General features: G+C 63.8%; 21 protein-coding genes. 7 read left to right on the plus strand and 14 right to left on the minus strand.

Annotation, left to right across the window (positions count from 1 at the left end; genetic code table 11):
• Positions 1–48 precede the first annotated feature (48 nt).
• The 7 genes from purE to P3T23_RS39965 all read right to left on the minus strand — a co-directional run bounded on the left by purE (position 49) and on the right by P3T23_RS39965 (position 7,143).
• The gene (purE, locus tag P3T23_RS39935; protein ID WP_429321565.1) at positions 49–567 is read right to left on the minus strand and encodes a 5-(carboxyamino)imidazole ribonucleotide mutase; all 519 of its coding nucleotides are present in this window, start codon (positions 565–567) and stop codon (positions 49–51) included.
• Positions 568–595: 28 nt separating this feature from the next.
• Complete coding sequence (locus tag P3T23_RS39940; protein WP_429321566.1) at positions 596–1,486, minus strand: phosphoribosylaminoimidazolesuccinocarboxamide synthase; 891 nt, start codon at positions 1,484–1,486, stop codon at positions 596–598.
• A gap of 143 nt (positions 1,487–1,629) precedes the next feature.
• On the minus strand, positions 1,630–2,694 hold the full coding sequence (fba, locus tag P3T23_RS39945; protein WP_429321567.1) for a class II fructose-bisphosphate aldolase: 1,065 nt from the start codon (positions 2,692–2,694) through the stop codon (positions 1,630–1,632).
• Positions 2,695–2,872: 178 nt separating this feature from the next.
• On the minus strand, positions 2,873–4,309 hold the full coding sequence (gene pyk / locus P3T23_RS39950) for a pyruvate kinase (RefSeq protein ID WP_429321568.1): 1,437 nt from the start codon (positions 4,307–4,309) through the stop codon (positions 2,873–2,875).
• A gap of 355 nt (positions 4,310–4,664) precedes the next feature.
• Entirely contained in the window at positions 4,665–5,858 is a 1,194-nt protein-coding gene (locus P3T23_RS39955; protein WP_429321569.1) for a phosphoglycerate kinase, read from the minus strand.
• A 218-nt stretch (positions 5,859–6,076) separates the two neighbouring features.
• The gene (locus P3T23_RS39960) at positions 6,077–6,400 is read right to left on the minus strand and encodes an AzlD domain-containing protein (protein WP_429321570.1); all 324 of its coding nucleotides are present in this window, start codon (positions 6,398–6,400) and stop codon (positions 6,077–6,079) included.
• Positions 6,397–7,143 (minus strand): AzlC family ABC transporter permease, encoded by a 747-nt coding sequence (locus P3T23_RS39965; protein ID WP_429321584.1) that lies wholly within the window; start codon positions 7,141–7,143, stop codon positions 6,397–6,399. Before P3T23_RS39965 ends, P3T23_RS39960 begins: the two co-directional genes overlap by 4 nt.
• A gap of 298 nt (positions 7,144–7,441) precedes the next feature.
• Here P3T23_RS39965 and P3T23_RS39970 point away from each other — a divergent pair, with 298 nt between their 5' ends.
• The 6 genes from P3T23_RS39970 to P3T23_RS39995 all read left to right on the plus strand — a co-directional run bounded on the left by P3T23_RS39970 (position 7,442) and on the right by P3T23_RS39995 (position 12,126).
• The gene (locus P3T23_RS39970) at positions 7,442–8,365 is read left to right on the plus strand and encodes a branched-chain amino acid transaminase (RefSeq protein ID WP_429321571.1); all 924 of its coding nucleotides are present in this window, start codon (positions 7,442–7,444) and stop codon (positions 8,363–8,365) included.
• 89 nt (positions 8,366–8,454) lie between these two features.
• Positions 8,455–8,649: a zinc-finger domain-containing protein gene (locus tag P3T23_RS39975; RefSeq protein WP_064268765.1), complete on the plus strand. Its 195-nt coding sequence runs from the start codon at positions 8,455–8,457 to the stop codon at positions 8,647–8,649.
• Positions 8,650–8,795: 146 nt separating this feature from the next.
• On the plus strand, positions 8,796–9,821 hold the full coding sequence (waaF, locus tag P3T23_RS39980; RefSeq protein ID WP_429321572.1) for a lipopolysaccharide heptosyltransferase II: 1,026 nt from the start codon (positions 8,796–8,798) through the stop codon (positions 9,819–9,821).
• 162 nt (positions 9,822–9,983) lie between these two features.
• The gene (locus tag P3T23_RS39985) at positions 9,984–10,430 is read left to right on the plus strand and encodes a nuclear transport factor 2 family protein (protein ID WP_429321573.1); all 447 of its coding nucleotides are present in this window, start codon (positions 9,984–9,986) and stop codon (positions 10,428–10,430) included.
• 36 nt (positions 10,431–10,466) lie between these two features.
• Positions 10,467–11,543 (plus strand): hydrolase, encoded by a 1,077-nt coding sequence (locus P3T23_RS39990; protein ID WP_429321574.1) that lies wholly within the window; start codon positions 10,467–10,469, stop codon positions 11,541–11,543.
• The gene (locus P3T23_RS39995; RefSeq protein WP_429321575.1) at positions 11,536–12,126 is read left to right on the plus strand and encodes a DUF2946 family protein; all 591 of its coding nucleotides are present in this window, start codon (positions 11,536–11,538) and stop codon (positions 12,124–12,126) included. The genes P3T23_RS39990 and P3T23_RS39995 overlap by 8 nt, the downstream gene beginning before the upstream one ends.
• A 2-nt stretch (positions 12,127–12,128) precedes the next feature.
• Here P3T23_RS39995 and P3T23_RS40000 read toward each other — a convergent pair whose 3' ends face one another.
• Positions 12,129–13,841 (minus strand): M48 family metalloprotease, encoded by a 1,713-nt coding sequence (locus P3T23_RS40000; RefSeq protein ID WP_429321576.1) that lies wholly within the window; start codon positions 13,839–13,841, stop codon positions 12,129–12,131.
• 205 nt (positions 13,842–14,046) lie between these two features.
• On the opposite strand from P3T23_RS40000, the gene moaC reads away from it, so the two are divergent.
• A complete protein-coding gene (gene moaC / locus P3T23_RS40005; RefSeq protein WP_429321577.1) occupies positions 14,047–14,523 on the plus strand; it encodes a cyclic pyranopterin monophosphate synthase MoaC in 477 nt (158 codons plus the stop codon).
• A 45-nt stretch (positions 14,524–14,568) separates the two neighbouring features.
• On the opposite strand, the gene P3T23_RS40010 is transcribed toward moaC, so the two are convergent.
• The 6 genes from P3T23_RS40010 to sucC form a co-directional block, all read right to left on the minus strand.
• Positions 14,569–15,630 carry a class I SAM-dependent methyltransferase gene (locus tag P3T23_RS40010; protein WP_429321578.1) on the minus strand — a complete coding sequence of 354 codons (1,062 nt, stop codon included), beginning with the start codon at positions 15,628–15,630 and terminating at the stop codon, positions 14,569–14,571.
• A gap of 193 nt (positions 15,631–15,823) precedes the next feature.
• Positions 15,824–17,608, minus strand: coding sequence for a PglL family O-oligosaccharyltransferase (locus P3T23_RS40015; RefSeq protein WP_429321579.1), 1,785 nt, complete (start codon positions 17,606–17,608; stop codon positions 15,824–15,826).
• Positions 17,609–17,763: 155 nt separating this feature from the next.
• The gene (locus tag P3T23_RS40020) at positions 17,764–18,402 is read right to left on the minus strand and encodes a pilin (protein ID WP_429321580.1); all 639 of its coding nucleotides are present in this window, start codon (positions 18,400–18,402) and stop codon (positions 17,764–17,766) included.
• Between the two features lie 126 nt (positions 18,403–18,528).
• Positions 18,529–19,248 (minus strand): TerC family protein, encoded by a 720-nt coding sequence (locus P3T23_RS40025; RefSeq protein ID WP_429321581.1) that lies wholly within the window; start codon positions 19,246–19,248, stop codon positions 18,529–18,531.
• Positions 19,249–19,399: 151 nt separating this feature from the next.
• A complete protein-coding gene (gene sucD / locus P3T23_RS40030; RefSeq protein WP_133661845.1) occupies positions 19,400–20,281 on the minus strand; it encodes a succinate--CoA ligase subunit alpha in 882 nt (293 codons plus the stop codon).
• Positions 20,282–20,389: 108 nt separating this feature from the next.
• The coding region (gene sucC / locus P3T23_RS40035; RefSeq protein WP_429321582.1) for an ADP-forming succinate--CoA ligase subunit beta at positions 20,390–21,151 on the minus strand (762 nt) is incomplete at its 5' end.

A 21,151-nucleotide genomic window follows, 5' to 3' on the forward strand; every position in this document is an offset into this window, starting at 1 on the left:
GAGCGCCGCGCATGGGCCGGGGGTCAGGCAGGGAACAGCGGATCGCGCTCACAGCGCGGGCAACACCATTGCATGCGCCACTTCGTTCTGGCGCACACGGAATGCGGCAAGCTGGTTCGCGTATTCGGTCGACGTGACGCTCAGGATCGACACAGCGAAGAGCGCCGCGTTCGCCGCACCCGCTTCGCCAATCGCGAACGTTGCGACCGGCACGCCCTTCGGCATCTGCACGATCGAATGCAACGAATCGACGCCCTTCAGATACTTGCTGGCCACCGGCACGCCAAGTACCGGCACCGAGGTTTTGGCAGCCAGCATACCCGGCAGATGCGCGGCGCCGCCGGCACCCGCAATGATCGCGCGCAGGCCGCGCTCACGGGCGCCCTCTGCGTATTCGAACATCTCGTCGGGCATCCGGTGCGCCGACACCACCCTCGCTTCGTAAGGCACGCCGAATTCCTGCAGGATCGCAACGGCATGCTTCATGATTTCCCAGTCGGAGCTGGAGCCCATCAGCACGCCGACCATCGGCGCGGCATGCATATGGGCGGTCTGGACTTCGCTCATCGTACGGACTTCCTTATTTTCGCAGGCGTCAGGCGAGCTTCTGCCCGGTCAGGCGCTCGAGCGCTTCCTGGTACTTCTGGCCAGTCCTGGCGACGACCTCGTCCGGCAGCTTCGGCGCAGGCGGCTCTTTCTTCCATGGCTGGGTTTCCAGCCAGTCACGGACGAACTGCTTGTCGAACGACGGGGGGTTCGTGCCCACCTGGTACTGGTCTGCCGGCCAGAAACGCGATGAATCGGCCGTCAGCGCTTCGTCCATCAAGTAGAGCTTGCCGTGATTATCCAGACCGAATTCGAACTTCGTATCCGCGATGATGATGCCGCGCGTGGCGGCGTAATCGGCGGCTTCCTTGTACAGGCGAATCGAGATGTCGCGGATCGTGGCCGACAGTTCCGTGCCGATCCGGCGCTCCATCTCGTTATACGTGATGTTTTCGTCGTGGTGGCCCATTTCGGCCTTGGCGGCCGGCGTAAAGATCGGCTCAGGCAGCTTTTGCGCGTTTTGCAAGCCCGGCGGCAATTCCACGCCGCACACGGAACCGGTTGCCTGATAGTCCTTCCAGCCGCTGCCGGCCAGATAGCCGCGCACCACGGCCTCGACGAGGATCGGTTCGAGGCGTTTCACGACCACCGCGCGGCCTTTTACCTGCTCGACTTCATCGGGAGCGACGACCGATTCCGGCTCGACGCCCGTCAGGTGATTCGGCACGATGTGCTTGAGCTTGTCGAACCAGAAGTTGGCCATCTGGTTCAGCACGCGACCCTTGTCCGGAATCGGCTCGCCCATGATGACGTCGAACGCCGACAGACGGTCAGTCGTGACGATCAGCAACTGGTCGTTGCCCACCGCATAGTTGTCGCGGACCTTGCCGCGGCCGAGTAGCGGCAGCGAGCGGAGCGTAGATTCGTAAAGGGTAGACATCGTCGTAGTTCGCAAAAATGAGGCAAAAAGTGAGACCGGAACAAAAGGGAAACGCCGTTCCCCAGATCATGCGGGAACGGCGGTCGAACAACAACCTGGCCAGATGGCCAAGGTTCCGGCCAGGTTACTGCTGAATAAACAGCTTAGCGGACGATCTGTGCCAGGCCACCCGCCTTGTACTTCTCAGCCATCCTGTCGAGCGAGACTGGCTTGATCTTCGCAGCCTGGCCTTCGCAGCCGAATGCCACAAAGCGGTCCACGCAAACCTTCTTCGCGGCTTCGCGCGCCGGCTTCAGGTAGTCGCGTGGGTCGAACTTCGAGGGATTTTCCGCCAGATAGCGACGGATCGCGCCCGTAATCGCGAGACGCAGGTCGGTGTCGATATTGACCTTGCGCACGCCGTTACGGATGCCTTCCTGAATTTCTTCGACCGGCACGCCGTAGGTTTCCTTCATGTCGCCGCCGAATTCGCGGATTTCCGCGAGCAGTTCCTGCGGCACCGACGACGAACCATGCATCACCAGGTGCGTATTCGGAATGCGCTGGTGAATTTCCTTGATGCGCTGGATCGACAGGATATCGCCCGTCGGCTTTTTCGTGAACTTGTACGCGCCATGCGACGTACCGATCGCGATCGCCAGCGCGTCGCACTGCGTGAGTTTGACGAAGTCGGCGGCCTGTTCGACGTCGGTCAAGAGCTGCTCGCGGGTCATCGTGCCTTCCGCGCCGTGGCCGTCTTCCTTGTCGCCCTTCATCGTTTCCAGCGAACCGAGCACGCCCAGTTCCGCTTCGACCGTCACGCCGATCGAGTGCGCCATTTCAACCACCTTGCGCGACACATCGACGTTGTACTCGTACGAGGCCACCGACTTGCCGTCGGCTTCGAGCGAACCGTCCATCATCACGCTGGTGAAACCGCTTCGCATGGCCGCCATGCACACCGCCGGCGATTGTCCGTGATCCTGGTGCATCACGACCGGAATGTGCGGATACGACTCGATGGCCGCTTCGATCAGGTGGCGCAGGAACGGCTCACCCGCGTACTTCCGGGCGCCGGCCGACGCCTGCATGATGACGGGCGCGCCGACCTGGTCCGCCGCCGCCATGATCGCCTGCACCTGTTCCAGGTTGTTTACGTTGAATGCCGGAAGGCCATAGCCGTTTTCGGCGGCATGATCCAGCAGTTGACGCATTGATACGAGAGGCATGGTGATACTCCTTAGATTGAAACGAATCCTGTGCCGTCGGCATCTAATTTTTGCGATTTTATCGCGAAGCAAGCCGCATTCCTGTGCGCGCCACCTCTCTTAGCCTCTCAAAGGGTCGCGCGGCCTCTCGCGGAAGTGCGGCCTGCCTGCCGTGCCAATCGGTGCAAAAACGGGCTGATCAGTACGGTTCACCCACCCGGACAATCTTCAGCGTGTTCGTTCCCCCGGCCTGACCCATCGGCTCGCCGACGGTCAGAACGACCATGTCGCCGCGCGATGCATACCCTTTGCTCACCACCGCCTCCAGCGCCTGCTGCAGGGCAGTATCGCGATCGGTGTTGGTGTCCAGATGCAGCGACGTCACGTTGCGGTACAACGCCATCGCCCGCTCGCTGCCGGTTCGCGGCGTGAGCGCGAAAATCGGCACGTGCGTCCAGTGGCGCGACATCCATAGCGCAGTCGATCCCGACTCGGTGAGCGCCACGATCGCCTTCGCGCCGAGGTGATACGCGGTGAACAGCGCGCCCATCGCGATCGACTGGTCGATCCGCGTGAACGTGCGGTCGAGGAAATCCTTGTCCAGCTCCGACTGCTCCGACTTTTCTGCTTCGAGACAGATGGCCGCCATCGTTTCGATGGTCTGCACCGGATACTTGCCCGCCGCCGATTCGGCCGACAGCATCACGGCATCCGTGCCGTCCAGCACCGCGTTGGCGACGTCCGACACCTCGGCGCGGGTTGGCACCGGCGCGTAGATCATCGATTCCATCATCTGCGTCGCGGTGATGACGAACTTGTTCGAGTCGCGCGCCATACGGATCATGCGCTTTTGCAGCGCCGGCACTGCGGCATTGCCCACTTCCACCGCCAGATCGCCACGCGCGACCATGATGCCGTCGGATGCGTCGAGAATGCCCTGCAGCGCCGGAATCGCTTCGGCGCGCTCGATCTTCGCGATCATTTTTGGCTTGATGCCGTAGGGTGCGCCGGCGATATTGGCAAGCTGACGGGCCATTTCCATGTCGGTGGCGTTCTTCGGGAACGATACCGCGACATAATCCGCGCCGAGCGACATCGCCGTGCGGATGTCCTCCATGTCTTTCTCGGTCAGCGCGGGCGCGGTCAGCCCGCCGCCCTGGCGGTTGATGCCCTTGTTGTTCGACAGCTCGCCGCCGATCTTCACGGTGGTGTGAATCTCCTCGCCGAGCACGCGCGTGACGGTCAGCACGATCAGGCCGTCGTTCAGCAGCAGCACGTCGCCCGGTTTCAGGTCGCGCGGCAGATCCTTGTAATCCAGCCCGACGCGCTCGTCGTTACCGAGTTCGCAGCCGGCGTCGAGAATGAACGAGTTTCCGGCGATCAGCGTCGTCTTGCCGTTTTCGAACTTGCCGACGCGAATCTTCGGGCCTTGCAGGTCGGCCATGATGGCGACTTCGCGGCCGACCTGGCGGGCCGCCTCGCGGACGAACTCGGCGCGTTGACGGTGGTCGTCGGCAGTGCCGTGCGAGAAGTTGAGCCGCACCACGTCGAGTCCGGCGTGCATCATTTGCAGCAGGATTTCCGGCGTGCTGGAAGCCGGGCCGATGGTGGCGACAATCTTGGTGGCGCGATGCATGAGTCTCCTCGTCTGGATAGGGTCGCTGGAATGAGCGCTGCGAGTCGGATGCGTTGGCGGTGCCGCGACAGCGGCCGCCGGGGGTTGCGCGCCGGCTTGGGCCTGCGTCGCTTTGTTGGAAGCGGGCGCGCCGGATTCAACCGGCGGCGCCTCGTTTAATGCGGGTGCGCCGGTCTGAACCGGCGTCGTATTGTCTGGATCCGGCGCCGCTGAGCGGGCCAAAGCCGGTGCACGCGGCGCTGAACGGGTTGAACCTGCGGACCCGGCGGAGCGCGCGTTGCGCTCCCCTGCTGCTGCAGTGCGCGGCGCCGGCCGTGCTTTCGCTGATGTTGGCGTTGGGGAGCGCTTTGCCACGTTAAGCCCGCGATTCCAGGATTTCGACGGCAGGCAACTTCTTGCCTTCGAGGAATTCGAGGAAGGCGCCCCCACCCGTCGAAATGTAACTGATCTTGTCGTGGATGCCGTACTTGGCAATCGCCGCGAGCGTATCGCCGCCGCCGGCAATCGAGAACGCCGACGACTTCGCGATGGCTTCAGCGAGCGTCTTCGTGCCGTTGCCGAACTGGTCGAATTCGAACACGCCGACCGGGCCGTTCCACACGATCGTACCCGCCTTTTCGAGCTGCGCGGCCAGCGCCCTCGCGGTGTCCGGTCCGATGTCGAGGATCAGGTCGTCGTCCTGTACGTCGGCGACGCCCTTCACTTCGGCCTTCGCGGTGGGCGCGAATTCCTTCGCCGTGACAACGTCAGTCGGGATCGGCACCGAGGCGCCGCGGGCCTTCGCTGCGTCGATGATGGCCTTCGCTTCGTTGACGAGATCCGCTTCGGCAAGCGACTTGCCGATCTTCAGTCCGGCAGCCAGCATGAACGTGTTCGCAATGCCGCCGCCGACGATCAGCTGGTCGACCTTCTCCGCCAGCGACTTCAGGATGGTGAGCTTGGTCGACACCTTCGAGCCGGCGACGATCGCCACCAGCGGACGCTTCGGCGCGCCAAGCGCCTTGCCGAGCGCATCGAGCTCAGCGGCGAGCAGCGGGCCTGCGCAGGCGACCGGTGCGTACTTCGCGATGCCATGCGTGGTGGCTTCGGCGCGGTGCGCGGTGCCGAAAGCGTCGTTGACGTAGATGTCGCACAGCTTCGCCATCTTCTGCGCGAGTTCGTCGGAATTCTTCTTTTCGCCCTTGTTCACGCGGCAGTTTTCGAGCAGCACGACCTGCCCCGGCGCTACGTTCACGCCGTTCTCGACCCAGTTCGTCACCAGCGGCACATCGCGGCCGAGCAGTTCGGCGAGGCGCTTTGCCACCGGCGCGAGCGAATCCTCAGGTTTCAGCTCGCCTTCGGTCGGACGGCCAAGGTGGGAGGTGACCATGACGGCCGCGCCGGCATCGAGCGCGTCCTTGATGGCGGGCACCGAAGCGCGGATGCGGGTGTCTTCGGTGATGTTGCCGTGATCGTCCTGCGGCACGTTCAGATCGGCGCGGATAAACACGCGTTTGCCGGAGAGCTTGCCTTCGGCGATCAGATCGGTGAGACGCTTTACCTGGTTCATGGGTGTCTGGATGCAGGTTGATTGGAAGGCAGTGACGGATTGCGCTGAGGCCCGCATGTCACAGGCGCCGGCGGCATCCGCCGCGGCTTCGCGCAGTGATCCGGAAGACGGCTATTTTAACCGATACCCATGGCGTTCTGACCCGCGTCACCGCGAATGTCCAGCATTTGGGCCGCGGGCTGCGCGTGCTGCAACGCAACACAAACCTTGGGCGCACGCTAGACGACGAGGCGCAGAAAGGTGAACACCAGCATACCCACGACGATTGTGCCCAGCATACTGCGCCGCCACAAATACCAGCCGAGACCGGCAAGGGTCGCGTAGAACTCGTGATTCGACAGTGCAAACGACAGTCCGTCCGACGTTTCCAGCACGTCCGGCAGGACTACGGCCGCAAGCGCCGCTGCGGGCGCATAACGCAGCATGCGCTGCACACGCTCAGGCAGAACCGTGCGCTCACCGCCGATCAGGAACATCGCGCGCGTGAGTGCCGTGACGAACGTCATGCCGAGGATGGCGAGCCAGATCTGCGTGGTAGTCATTGAGGATCTCCGGCGCCTTTGCGGATGCGGCCCAGATCGGCGCGCTCGACCATCAGGTCGGTGATGCTGCCCGCGACGATCGCGGTGATCACCGCGAGCGGCAGCGCGAGCCGGTAAGGCAGATCGAAAGCGAGCAGCGAGACGACGCCGGCGATCGCGACCGCCACAGCCGTCGAGCGCGTGACGATCGCCGACACCATGATCGGGATCAGCACGAGCGTGCCCGCCAGCTCCAGCCCCCAGTTGTCGGGGAACAGGCTCGCGAGGAGGATGCCGATGATCGACGACACCTGCCACGACGTCCAGCTGGCGATCGCCATGCCCCAGAAATACGCTTCCTTGCCCGGCTGGAAGCCCGTGTTGAAGCTCTTCTTCTGGAACAACAGATAGATGATGTCGCCGTTGAAGTAGCCGACGAGCAGCCGCCGCCACAGCGGCAGATACGAGAAATGCGGCGCGAGCCCGGCGCTGAAGATCACAAAGCGCGTGTTGACCATCGCAGCGGTGAGCAGAATGGTCCAGACCGGCAGCTTCGCGGCGAAGAGCGGCAGCACGGCCAGTTGCGACGAGCCGGCATAAACGGCCAGCGACATCCCGAGCGCCTGCGGCACCGACAGCACCGATTTGCTCATGGCGATGCCCGTCACGAGACCCCACGAAAAAATCGCCATCAGGGTCGGCGAGTAGTCGCGCAGACCTTCTTGAAAGGCGCGGCGGTCAACGTCAGAAAGGCGAGCGAGCATTGTGTGAAGCATCGCGGCACGAGGGCGCCGCTACGGCAGGAAGTGGGCATCAGGTCATGAACCACCCGCTGACGCATCCGGAACTGATTTATGTGTGCGCAGAATTATAGCGCCCGTCATCCGGCTGAATGCCCGTTCCGTGTGCAAAAGACGCTAAAATAACGGACTTCGCCGCTTGCCGGATCCATGTTTCGGCTTTTCGCGCAGCCTTGCCGGCTCATGCCGGCGCCGCGCGCCCCGACCTGGCCGCCCGAGCGACTTCACAGAATATTTCATCACGCACCGCCTGGAGAATCGTATGTCAATGGCCGACCGCGACGGCAAGATCTGGATGGATGGCAAGCTCATCGACTGGCGCGACGCCAAGATCCACGTGCTCACCCACACGCTGCACTACGGCATGGGCGTCTTCGAAGGCGTGCGCGCCTACAGGACGGACGATGGCGGCACGTCGATCTTCCGCCTGCAGGAACATACCAAACGCCTGCTGAACTCGGCCAAGATCTTCCAGATGGACGTGCCGTTCGACCACGAAACGCTCGCCGCCGCGCAGCGCGAAGTCGTCCGCGAGAACAAGCTCGAGTCCTGCTATCTGCGCCCGATCATCTGGGTCGGCTCGGAAAAGCTCGGCGTGTCGGCCAAGGGCAACACGATTCACGTCGCCATCGCGGCGTGGCCGTGGGGCGCCTACCTCGGCGAAGACGGCCTCAAGAAGGGCATCCGCGTGAAGACGTCGTCGTTCACGCGCCATCACGTGAACGTGTCGATGGTGCGCGCCAAGGCATCGGGCTGGTACGTCAACTCGATCCTCGCGAACCAGGAAGCCACCGCCGACGGCTACGACGAAGCGCTGCTGCTCGACGTCGACGGCTATGTGTCGGAAGGCTCCGGCGAAAACTTCTTCCTCGTGAACAACGGCAAGCTGTACACGCCTGACCTGTCGTCGTGCCTCGACGGCATCACGCGCGACACGGTCATCACGCTGGCGAAAGACGCAGGCATCGAAGTCATCGAAAAGCGCATCACGCGTGACGAGGTCTACACCTGCGACGAAGCGTTCTTCACCGGCACGGCCGCCGAAGTCACGCCGATCCGCGAACTCGACAACCGCACGATCGGCTCGGGCGCGCGCGGTCCGATCACGGAAAAGCTGCAGTCGGGCTTCTTCGACATCGTGAACGGCAAGAGCACGAAGTACGCGCACTGGCTAACCAAGATCTGAGCAAGGTCTCAGACCCGGCGTCCAGTCAGAGGCCCCGCAGGCTGCTCAGGGGCCGCGCTTCTTCACTGAATACATAGAGAATGGTCCTCATGAGCGAAATCAAGGAAATGCCGCTGGTCGAACTGTCGGCAAAAGATCTTCCCGCGTACTGCCCGAATCCGGCAATGCCGCGCTGGAGTGCGCATCCGCGCGTGTTCATCGACGTGACGCACGGCGAAGCGCGCTGCCCTTACTGCAGCACGCGTTACAAGCTGCGTGACGGCGAAGTGGTCAAAGGCCACTAAGCGCGCACGTCTTCCGGCCGCAGCGGCCGCGAAGCCGGACTACGGTCCGGCTCCTGCGGCCTCGCGCGTCCGCCCTTCCCTGAACAACCTGAACGCCGCGCGCAACCGCACGCGGCGCTTCTTTTCGACACCGGAAACACACCCTGATGCGTCGCGCGTTGGTTATCGCACCGAACTGGATCGGTGACGCATTGATGGCGCAGCCGCTGTTTTCGCGGCTCGTGAAACTGCATCCGCGCATCGCGATCGATGCGGTCGCACCTGGCTGGGTCGCGCCCGTGCTCGAACGCATGCCCGAGATCCGCGACGTCTACGCCACCGACCTCGCGCACGGCAAGCTGCAGATGCTGCGTCGCTGGCAGCTCGCGAGCGACCTGCGCGACGTCGGTTATGACGCGGCGTACGCGCTGCCGAATTCGTTCAAATCGGCGCTGATTCCGTGGATGGCAGGCATTCCGCTGCGCATCGGCTATACCGGCGAGAGCCGTTACGGCCTCTTGAACGTGCGTCACGCGAATCCGCGCAAGGACGAGCGGCCGCCGATGGTCAGCCACTATGCAGCGCTCGCGTACGCGCCCGGCGCGAAGGTCCCCGACGACCTGCCGATGCCGCGCCTCGATGCGGACCTGAATGAAGCGTCACGCGTGTCGGCCCGCTTCAACCTCGATACGCGCGTTCCACTGCTGGTGTTCTGCCCCGGCGCCGAATATGGTCCGGCCAAGCGCTGGCCGCCAGAGCATTTCGCGGCGCTCGCGAAGATGGTTGGCCAGTCGTTCCCTTACACGCAGATTGTCGCGCTCGGTTCACCCAAGGATTCGCCGCTCGCCCAGGCCATCGCCGACAGCGCGCCGAACGTGCGCAACCTGTGCGGCCAGACGGCGCTTGGCGAAGCCTGCGCATTGATCTCGCGGGCAAACGCCGTGGTCACCAACGATTCCGGCCTGATGCATGTCGCGGCAGCCCTGCGACGGCCTCTGGTGGCCGTCTACGGGTCGACTGATCCGCGCCACACCCCGCCCCTGTCGGAGCTTGCGAAGGTACAATGGCTGCATCTCGAATGCAGTCCCTGTTTTCAGCGCGAGTGCCCCCTTGGCCATCTGAACTGTCTGCGGCAACTAGGCGCCGAACAGGTTTTCGGCGACCTGCGCGGCATGCTGGTCGCAGAACGCTAAACCGGCTGGTCGCTGCACGCACGCCCTGACGCGTCATGCCAGCGCCTTGCGGCGCTGGCATCCTCGCGGCAGTCCCGCCGACGAATGGGGTCGCTGCGGCCGTAAAAGCCGCTGACCGCCGACACGCAACCGCGCGCCCCGCGCGCAAGAGACCGACGAGCCATGCCACGTTTTGCCCACATCTTCGAAGCCGCCGCCGACACCCTCAGCGCCTACTATCAGGCCGTTGCGGAGGTCAACATCGACAGCTTGATGGGCCTGTGGATCGACGAAGAGTTCGTCAGCTGCATCTGGGCCGATGGCTCGCATCTGCACGGCCTCGACAGCATTCGCGCCGGCCTCGCGATCCAGCTCGAAGCGAATCCCGTTTCGATCGAACCGCTCGATATCCGCGTCTACGACAGCCTCGGCACCGTCGTCTACGCGATCGCGGAAGCGCACCGGTCCGCTGATCCCGCCGCCGCGCCCGCGATGGTCTTCACCACCTATGTGATGGTCCACGAACGCGGCGAGTGGCGCATCGCGCACATTCACGCGAGTCCGATGCCCGACACCGCCGCAAGCCAGTTCGCGGCGAAGATGCGGCACGGGCAAGGGTCGCTGCACTGACGCTTACTGGTTTTTTCGATCTGGCTGGCGGTTGGCATGAGCACGACGCACGATAAGAACGGTCCGGATACGCCCCCTCTCGACGACGTAGCGGACCTGCTCGCCGACCTCCGCTACCGGGCGCCGCTCTGGCTGCCGAACAGCCACGTCCAGACGATCATTCCCGCGCTGTTCGCGCGCCTGCCCAAGGTTGCCTATCGACGCGAGCGCTGGGATACACCCGACGGCGATTTCATTGAACTCGACTGGCTGGTTCGCGAGCCCGCCATCGTCGGCGCATCGGATCGAACGACCCCAGCCGCAGCAGACGATACAACGCCGCTCTTCGTGCTATTCCACGGTCTGGAAGGCAGTTCGGCGTCGCACTACGCCCGAGCGCTGATGGGCGCCGCTCGCGCGCGCGGCTGGAACGCCGTCGTCCCGCATTTTCGCAGCTGCAGCGGACCGCTCAATCTGCTGCCGCGCTTCTACCACCTCGCCGACAGCAACGAAGTCGACTGGGTGCTGCGACGCCTGCGCCGCGGGTATCGCGGGCCGATCGTCGCGGCGGGCGTCTCGCTTGGCGGCAACGTGCTGCTGCACTGGCTCGGCGAACGGGGCAACGACGCGTCGATCGTCGCTGCGGCCGCAGCCATTTCGGCGCCGCTCGATGTGCATGCCGGCGGCCGCGCGCTGTCGCAAGGGTTCGGCAAGATCTATACGCGCAGCTTCCTGAAAACGCTGAAGCAGAAGGCGGAGCAAAAGCTCGGGCAGTATCCCGGCCTCTTCGACCGCGGCGCGATGCTCGCGAGCCGCACGATGCACGAATTCGACGACGTTGTGACTGCGCCGCTGCACGGCTTTCGCAACGCCGACGACTACTGGACCCGCGCGACGACGCGCCCGCTGTTGCCCGGCATCACGGTGCCGACGCTGGTGCTGAACGCGCGCAACGATCCGTTCCTGCCAGGCTCGGTGCTGCCGTCTCGACACGAGGTGTCGGCACTCGTCGAACTCGATCAGCCGGATCACGGTGGCCATGTCGGCTTCATGACGGGCCCGTTCCCCGGCCGGGTCGACTGGCTCGCACAACGGGTATTCGGCTACCTCGCACCCTTTGCCCATCATGGATGAGATCGTTAAACAGGCACTCGCCAAATGGCCCAACGTGCCGCACTGCACGGGGTGGCTGCTGCTCGACCGACGCGGCGCCTGGCGCATGCGCGACGAAGCGGCCCAGGCGCGCGGCGCGTCGGGCGAACCGATCCGCCACGAAGCGCTGCTTGGCTTCATCAATCGCAACTACGAATGCGACGCGCGCGGCCAGTGGTTCTTTCAGAACGGACCGCAACGGGTTTATGTGGAACTGGCTTATACGCCGTGGATCGTGAGACTCACCGTCGCCGCCGACGGCGCGCTCGCACTGACTGATCAGGCGGGCGAAACGTTCGAGCCGGCAGCCGCGTTTATCGACGACGAAGGCGGCATCCTGTTCACCGACGCGTCCAACCCCAGCCGTGTGGCCGTGCTGCATGACCACGATCTCGATCTGTTCTCCGAACGCGCCACGCTGTCTGACGACGGACAGGGCGGGCAGTTTCACTGGCGCGACGGTGTAACGTTGCGGCTGCAACCGGTCCGGCGTGCGGATGTCCCGGCGCGCTTCGGATTCGTCGCGAGTCCGGCGAGCGAAGCCTCCCGCGACGAGGCACAATAGTTTCACCCTTTATCCTTTTCGTCCTCGCGCTCTTCCTTGTAGCGCGCCTCGAAGTCGTGCAGGCGCGCATCGATGGTCGACAGATCGTAGTAGCCGACCGTCTTGATGTCGCGCGCCTCCTTCAACTGACGGATCGCCGACAACCACGCCCCTTCAAGCGCGAATTTCTCCGCGAGCGCGCGATGCTGTGTGACCGTGTCGCCAGTGCCGACGCTTGCCTGCGCGAGATAGCGCCACCACAAGGGCTGCTGCGGATCCGCACGCGTTTGCTGGGACGCGAGCGCCTGCGCCTCCGCAAAACGTCGCGCGCTGAGCAGCGTCTGCAGTCGCATATCGACGGCCGCGTGGGAGTCTGGCCAGCGATGCTGCGCAATCCCGGCAAGGCGCACCGCCTCGTCGCCGCGCCCGGCACGACGCGCGATGTCGGCCGCCAGCACATCCAGGCTCGGCGCACTGCGGACAGCGCCGCCTTCGCCGCTACCCGTCGCTTCGAACAGCCTGCGCGCAGTCGCAAGAGACGTCGAAGCGTCGTCGTAGCGCTCCAGCAGCGTTTGAGCGAGCGCGATCCCATACCAGTTGGCCGCGATATTCAACGCTGTCCGGTCGTCGATTTCCGAGCGCATCCGCGAAATCTCGTCGACATAGTCGCTACGCGAACGGACCTGAAGCACGCGCGCACGGGCGCGGACAAAGCCATACTCGGGCGACTGGCGGGGCTGGCGGTACTGCGCGCGGCGAGCACGGTCCTCCATGTCGGCGATCCGGTCGACCGTCAGCGGGTGGGTGCGCGCGTATTCCGGTTCGCCCGCCTCGCCCATCGCCGCACGATCGAGCCGCCCGAAAAACGTCGCCATTGCGTAGGGGTCGTAGCCGGCAGCCGCCAACAACTGGAAGCCGACGCGATCGGCCTCGTGCTCCGCCGTGCGCGAGAAGCGCAACTGGCTGTCGACCGAATACGCCTGGCCGCCCAGCACGATTGCGCTGCCCAGGTCCGCGCTGTGGGCAGCCACACCCGCGAGTATTCCGAACAGGATCGCTGCAAGCGCCGCGTAGCCGCTGCGTTCGTTGGTCGAAATCATGCGCGCGATGTGCCGCTGCAGCACGTGGCCCATCTCGTGGCCGAGCACCGATGCGAGCTCGGATTCCGTCTGCGTCGTTTCGATCAGCCCGGTGTTTACGCCGATGAAGCCGCCCGGCATCGAAAACGCGTTGATCTGCTGGTCGCGCATCGCGAACAGATCGAAGTCGGGCCGGTAGCCGCCGATGTATAGCGCGCTTGCCGCAGCGGAGAGTTTGGCGGCGATCGAATTCAGGTAGTCGCGTATGAGCCAGTCGTCGAGATAATCGGGATCGCGGCGGACCTCGCGCATCACGCGTTCCCCGAGCTTACGCTCGGCCTGCGGCGTGAGCGTTCCGCCGGACCCGTCGCCGAGGTCGGGCAGTTGCTGATTGAGGACCGGTGCGCGCAGACTGGCGTTGGCGCCCACGGTGCCGGCGAAGCGGCTCTGCGCGCCGCCGTAGGTACCGAATACGCCCGGCGCGATATCGTCGGGCAATGAAGGCGCGGTGGACGAACTGAGCGGACCGATTTCCAGCGCAGGCGCCTGTGCCGTTGCGCCATGGACGCCATTCGACGCGGAGGATTGCGCGAACGCGCCCGGCGGCACCGTCAGCGCGATGGATAACGACGCGGCAAGAAACCGTTTCAGACGCATTGCGAGATCAATGGGGCAAGGTCGGGAATACGGTCCGGCGACCGGAAAAGCTCGCCGGATGCGTCTCAATTGTACCCAGTGGCCGCGCGCTGCCAATGTCCGGCCGCATCGATGCTTGCCTCACTGTGCGCACGCAGGCAATCGCGCGGAGAATCGCCTACGACAGCGCGCTGTTATGATAAGCGCCCTCTGAAGGAGCCCAACCATGCCCGAACTCACCCACTTCGACGCCGCCGGACAGGCGCATATGGTCGACGTCGGCGGCAAAGCGGAGACCAAGCGCATAGCAGTTGCCAGCGGCTCGATTCGCATGCTGCCGGAAACGCTTGCGCTCATTCGCGGTGGCAACGCGAAAAAGGGCGATGTAATCGGTGTCGCGCGGATCGCCGCGATCCAGGGAGCGAAGCGTACCGCCGATCTAATCCCGCTTTGCCATCCGCTCGCGCTGACGCGCGTCGCTGTCGATTTCGCGTTCGACGATGCGTTGCCCGGCGTGCAGTGCACGGTACAGGTCGAGACACTGGGGCGCACCGGCGTGGAAATGGAAGCGCTGACGGCCGTGCAGATCGGCCTCTTGACTGTTTATGACATGTGCAAGGCGGTGGATCGCGGGATGACGATCACTGAGGTGAAGGTGCTGGAGAAGCACGGCGGGAAGTCGGGGGATTGGGTGGCGGCGTAGCCGCCACCGTTATGCACCCTTTCGTCCAGGCGAGCTCACACAGCCTCACGGCCGCGCTTCGAGCACGAGATTGAACGGCGTCTCCGTGGCGCGGCGAAACTGCGTGAAACCGCCCCTGGTGACGACGTCCTTCAGCCTCGCCTCGCCGGCCTGCGCTCCGAGCCCCATCTTCCCTTCCTGTGCGAACGAAGCCGGCGTGCAGATCATTGTCGATGCCGAATAGAAGATCCGCCCGACGGGGTTCATGTTGTCAGCGGCGCGATCGTTGGCGAACGGTTCGACGATCATCCACGTGCCGTCGCTCTTGAGCGACTGACGCACGTGCGCCGCGGCGCCAATTGGGTCACCCATATCGTGCAGGCAGTCAAAGAACGCGACGAGATCGTAGTCGTTGCCCGGAAATTCCTTCGCCGGTGCAACCTCGAACGTCACACGATCGCGAACGTCTGCCTCGCCCGCTAGCTGCCTTGCGCGCTGGATCGACGGCTCGTGATAATCAAAACCGACGAAGGTAGCGTTGGGATAAGCCTGCGCCATCAGCACCGTCGACGCACCATGCCCGCAACCGACGTCCGCGACCTTCGCGCCGCCTCCCTTTAGCTTCGCTTCGACGCCATCGAGCGCCGGTATCCACGCGCTGACGAGATTCGCCGCGTAGCCTGGCCGGAAAAAGCGCTCGGTACCGCGAAACAGTGAATGATCGTGTTGATGCCAGCCAAGGCCAAGCCCGGTACGAAACACGCCTTCGAGTTTGTGGATATCGCGGAACATCGATTCGGCGACCTGAAAGAAGCCCGGTACGAACACAGGGCTCGTCTCGTCAGCGAAGCACATCGCCTGTTCGCTTTCGAGTTCGAAGGTGTCCGCGTCGGCATCGTAGCGAATGAAGCCCGCTGCGGCTTGCGCAAGCAACCACTCGCGCACATAGCGCTCGGTCAGTTCCGTGCGCTCGGCAACCTGCGCTGCGCTCATCGGCCCCTGGTCCGCCATTGCCTTGTACAGGCCCAGCCGGTCGCCCAGCAGAATCAGCGGCGCCGATGCGACCGCGCCGAACTCGCCGACCATTCGTCCCATGAAACTCTGCAGCTTGTCCTGATCGATCTGCATAGCCTGCCTCCCATGCCGTTCACATTGAAAGAGAAACGGGCATGGCGCAGTGAATTTGAACGGCACGGATGCATCCAGCTTTCACCGCGCTAGCTCGGTATCGCAAAGTATAGGTTTGTGGCAGAAAGTTGAAAGACGATTCCGGCGTGCGCCACGCGCTGTGCGCGAGCGCCCGCTCAATAAAGTAACGACATCAGTCGTCGCTTTCGTCGTCGTCCTGATTGATGTTCTCGGGCGGCATGCCGAATCTCTTCACGAGTTCTGCCTTGAAGCCCGTAAGCGTCTTCTGCTCGTCGATAAGGTCATACAGATAGCTGAGTTGCGATGGCCAGTCGTGCAACTCCTCGGCAAATATCTTCAGACGTTCGATCGTGTCAAACGCTGCACCGGTGTCACCGTTCAGCGCCTGCAGCACCGCATAACGTCGCAGCACCGTCTCGCCCGGCAGCAACGCAATTGCCTGCTGGTGCATGGCGAGCTTGTGCGGCAAATCCATCGCGTTCATGGGCAGCAACGTGGCCATGCCGTACTCGCCCCACGCCTGGAACAGGAACGATGGATCCGCGCGATACTCCTCCGCCGGCCGCGCGCCGTAGTACAGCACCTCGGCGCGCGCGTAGTCGCGATACACCGGGTAAAGCGCCGCGAGTCCGCCGAACACGACGAGCGCATAAACGCCGAACGACGCAGCACGCGGCACGAGGCGCAGCGGCCTCGTCTCAAGCACCCCGAACACGAACATCGCCGGCAGCAGGAAGAACATGTACTGCTGCGGATACTCGACGAGTGCGTGCATCACGAGCACGCCGATCATCGAAAGCCCGAACACGCGCCCCGCGGTATGTGGCGCGCGCAGCACGCGAACCAGCCAGCTGACGATCCCGAACAGCACGATTGCGACACCGACGAGGCCGGTCTTTGCCAGCAGGTCGATGAAAATGTCGTGCGCATTGTTCGCGATCTCCACGCCACCGAGCGTCTTCGCAAGGTCGTACTGATAGCGCGGAAACTCGCCCCAGCCAACGCCAAGCAGTGGGTGCGTCCTGAACATCGTCCAGCCGTACTTCCACAGCGCGAGGCGCGGGGCGATCTGGCCGGCGTCTTTCATGCGCTCTGCAGCCGACTGCGCGAGATCGAGCTGGAAATGCACGTTGGCCCAGCGAATCGCCGCATTCACGACGACAAAGAGCGAGGCCAATGCGAGCGGAATCATCCATGCACGACTGCTGCGCGGATGCGCGGCATCGCGCCGTCCTTCAGCGAGCGCCATCCAGAACCCTGCGACGACGATCACGCCCATTTGCAGCCACGGACCGCGTGAGACGGTGAGTGCGAGTCCAACGGAGAAGATCGTCGAAACAATCGCCCAGAGGATCACATTCAGACGCCGCGTCTGCACGAGGAACAATGCACCGGCCATCGCGAACGCAATGTAGGTCGCAAGGTGATTGGCCTGAGCCATATTGCCGAACGGCCGGCGGTCGATTGTCACGTTGTAGGCCACGACGAGCGGCGAAACCTTTGCCTCCAGATGCAACAGTTGAATCACCTGGGAGAACACCGCAAACAGGCCACCGACGACGAGTGCGGCGGCCATCCAGCGCAACGCCGTCTCGCTCAGGTTCGCACGTGCGAAGCCGAAACCCGCGTGCGTCGCCATGAACGCGGCAAGCAGGAAGCCGCCGCCCAGCCAGTTCATCGAAGGCTGCGCGACCGGCAGCAGGAAGGACTGCGCGACAAGCAGCGCACCGAAGGCGAGCGGCACCAGCGAGACCACCGGCGAGCCAAAGCTGATGCGCGGCTGCGCCGTCTGCACGAGAAGCGCGACGCCGGCGCCGGTCAGCAGATACAGCGAAAGCGCCGTGAACTCGGCGTAGAACGTCGGAATCGGATAGGTATGGTTGACGACCGCATAGGGCAGGATCAACGCAAGAGCCAGCAGGGCGAGGGACAGATAGCGCGCGAATGGGGTGGGCATCGAGTAACCGGGGGCGTCAGCAACCGGCGCACTATACAAAAAAATCAATGAGCTGTGCGCCGGACGGACCGAAATATCCCTAAATTACGACGGGTCGGACGTGTGCGTTGCGTCTTCCCCCGTGCGTTCGCCGCTGCGCTACGCGTCCATCGTCGTCATGCACGGCATTCCGGAGGCGCGAGATTCGCGGCGAGAGCCGGTGCAGTGGTGGGCATCGGGCCAGCCCCGGGCGCCGGCAACGACGACGCACCCTTGCCCCCCGCAAAGCATTCCCACGTCACCGAGCCGGGTTGCGACGTGCCCTGGGCGAGCGCCACACGCGCCGTCGGCGCATCGGGATTATCGGGCACCGATGGCACAAGGACGAGCGTATTGGCCCCCGCCGCGGCAACTCGCGTCGTGAAGGCGATTGTGATCTGGCCGCTGTCGTCATCCACCTGGATCGATTCGACGTTCCGAGTGGACGGAGGCGACGAATAGCCGCCTCCAAGGGCGTTGCCGCTGGCGGCGTTCTCGGCAACCGCAATCCGTGCCGACGACGCCAGTGACAGCCCTTCGCCAACCCGGCTGCGCGCCAGATAGTCCTGGTACGCCGGAATGGCGTACGCGGCGATCACGCCGACGATGGCCAGCACGATCATCAACTCGATCAGCGTAAAGCCGACGTGGCCCCAGTGGGTTGAATGGCTGCACGCCCTCACGAACGCTGTGCGCCACTGCGCAATGTGTGGCGACGCACGTGCAGCGGTGCGACGCGATGGGAACAGGAAAGAACGGGGAACGGACACGATCATCAGCTGGCTCCTGAAACGAAAAGCGCCTGCCTCACGTATTGAGGCAGGCGCTTCGATCGTAGCCAGCAGCGCCAGCGCGCGACAGTCGGCCGGATGGCCAGCGCGCCGCAGTATGTTCTGTGGCGCTCAGCGAGCGGCGGGCGGCACCGCGGCGCGGCGTTCGTTACGCCGCTTCAGCAGTTTTCCCAGCAACACCACAAAAAGCGCGCCCGCGATACTCATGCCGTACTCTGCGACCGGCGTGTCGAGCACCGGCCAGCGATCGCCGGCCGGATCGTTGATGATGAGGCCGCCCGCGATCCATCCGAGCAAAGCCGCGCCCAGCGTGATGACGACAGGAAACCGGTCGAGCAGCTTCAGCACGAGCTGGCTGCCCCACACGATCAGCGGGATGCTCACAATCAGCCCAAAGATGACCAGCGCGATCCGGTGTTGCGGCTCGGCGGCCTCTGCCGCACCGGCGATCGCGATCACGTTGTCGAGGCTCATCACGGCGTCGGCGACGATGATCGTCTTGATCGCGGCCAGCAGCTTGTCAGCGGGCTTGATATTCGCGTGGGCGTTATGCGCGGGGGCGAGCAGCCGCACGCCGATCCATAGCAGCAGCAAGCCGCCGGTGAACTTGAGCAACGGCACGTCGAGCAGTACGACTGCAAACGCGATCAGGGCGATCCGCAATACGATCGCGCCTGCCGTACCCCACAGCACGCCGCGTACGCGCTGACTCGCAGGCAGGTTGCGGCAGGCCAGCGCGATGACGACGGCGTTATCGCCACCCAGCAGGAAGTCGATCACGATGATCTGAAGCACTGCGCCCCAATGGAGCGTTTCAAGGAACTCGAGCATGGAAAGGAGAATAGAAGGAAGCGTTCCGCGCAGCCAATAAAAAAGCGAGGGAGCAATTGCTCGCTCCCTCGCTTCAAGACTTGGCTCTTACGAAAGGATCTCGTAAGAATATCAAAATTATGCGGTGACCAGGGCCACCGCATCATTTCAATTACAGGATCGACTTCAAGAGACGCGCCATTTCCGACGGGTTCTTCGTGACCTTGATACCGCAGGCGTCCATGATTTCCAGCTTCGCTTCGGCCGTATCCGCACCGCCCGAGATCAGCGCGCCGGCGTGGCCCATGCGCTTGCCCGGAGGCGCCGTGACGCCAGCGATGAAGCCAACTACCGGCTTCTTCATGTTGTCCTTGATCCAGTACGCTGCGTTCGCTTCGTCCGGACCACCAATTTCGCCGATCATGATGACGGCGTCCGTTTCCGGATCGTCGTTGAACATCTTCATCACGTCGATGTGCTTCAGACCGTTGATCGGGTCGCCGCCGATACCGACTGCCGACGACTGGCCGAGGCCCAGTGCCGTCAGCTGACCGACTGCTTCATACGTCAGCGTGCCCGAACGCGACACGACGCCGATGCGGCCCTTGCGGTGGATGTGACCCGGCATGATGCCGATCTTGAGTTCGTCCGGCGTGATCGTGCCCGGGCAGTTCGGTCCGAGGAGCAGCGTCTTGCGGTTTTCGCGACGCATGCGGTCCTTGATTTCGATCATGTCGCGAACCGGAATGCCTTCCGTGATGCAGATCGCGAGATCGAGATCGGCCTCGACGGCTTCCCAGATCGCAGCAGCAGCGCCTGCCGGCGGAACGTAGATGACCGAGACGGTTGCACCCGTTTCAGCCTTCGCTTCCGCGACGCTCGCGTAAATCGGAATGCCTTCGAAGTCTTCGCCGGCACGCTTCGGGTTCACACCCGCGACGTACGCTTCGCGGCCGTTTGCGTATTCACGACAGGCGCGCGTGTGGAACTGACCGGTCTTGCCGGTGATGCCCTGCGTGATGACCTTGGTGTCTTTGTTAATCAGAATCGACATGTATTGACCTCTGTTCGTTTGGTGTCGCGTGCGGCGCGCGGCGAAACATGCCTCGCCCGCGTCGCGCTCGCGCCGCCATTCGTGTTCGGTTGAAAACGCCGGGGGCGGTTAAGCCTTGCCCTGGGCGGCCGCGACGACCTTCTGCGCAGCTTCTTCCATGCTGTCCGCCGCGATGATCGGCAGGCCGGATTCAGCAAGCATCTTCTTGCCGAGGTCTTCGTTCGTGCCCTTCATGCGGACCACGAGCGGCACCTTCAGCGACACAGCCTTCGATGCTGCGATCACGCCTTCCGCGATCACGTCGCAGCGCATGATGCCGCCGAAGATGTTGACGAGAATCGCCGTCAGGTTCGGGTTCTTCAGCATGATCTTGAAGGCTTCGGTGACCTTCTCGGTCGTCGCACCACCGCCGACGTCGAGGAAGTTCGCCGGTTCGCCGCCGAACAGCTTGATGGTGTCCATCGTCGCCATCGCGAGGCCCGCGCCGTTCACGAGACAGCCGATGTTGCCGTCGAGCGAGATGTAGGCGAGGTCGAACTTCGATGCTTCGACTTCAGCCGGATCTTCTTCGTCCAGATCGCGGTAAGCGACGATTTCCGGATGACGGAAGAGCGCGTTCGAATCGAAGTTGAATTTCGCATCCAGTGCGATGACCTTGCCGTCGCCCGTCAGGATCAGCGGGTTGATTTCGGCGAGCGATGCGTCCGTTTCCCAGAATGCCTTGTACAGGCCTTGCAGGATCGCACGAGCTTGCGGAATCGAAGCGTCGGGCACGCCGATCTTCTTCGCGAGGTCGTCAGCTTCGGCGTCTTTCAGGCCGGTCGACGGGTCGACAGCAACCTTGTGGATCAGCTCGGGCGTCTTTTCTGC

Origin of the sequence: Paraburkholderia sp. GAS448 (assembly GCF_050435685.1) — a bacterium.
In the GTDB taxonomy this organism is placed as follows: Bacteria; Pseudomonadota; Gammaproteobacteria; order Burkholderiales; family Burkholderiaceae; genus Paraburkholderia.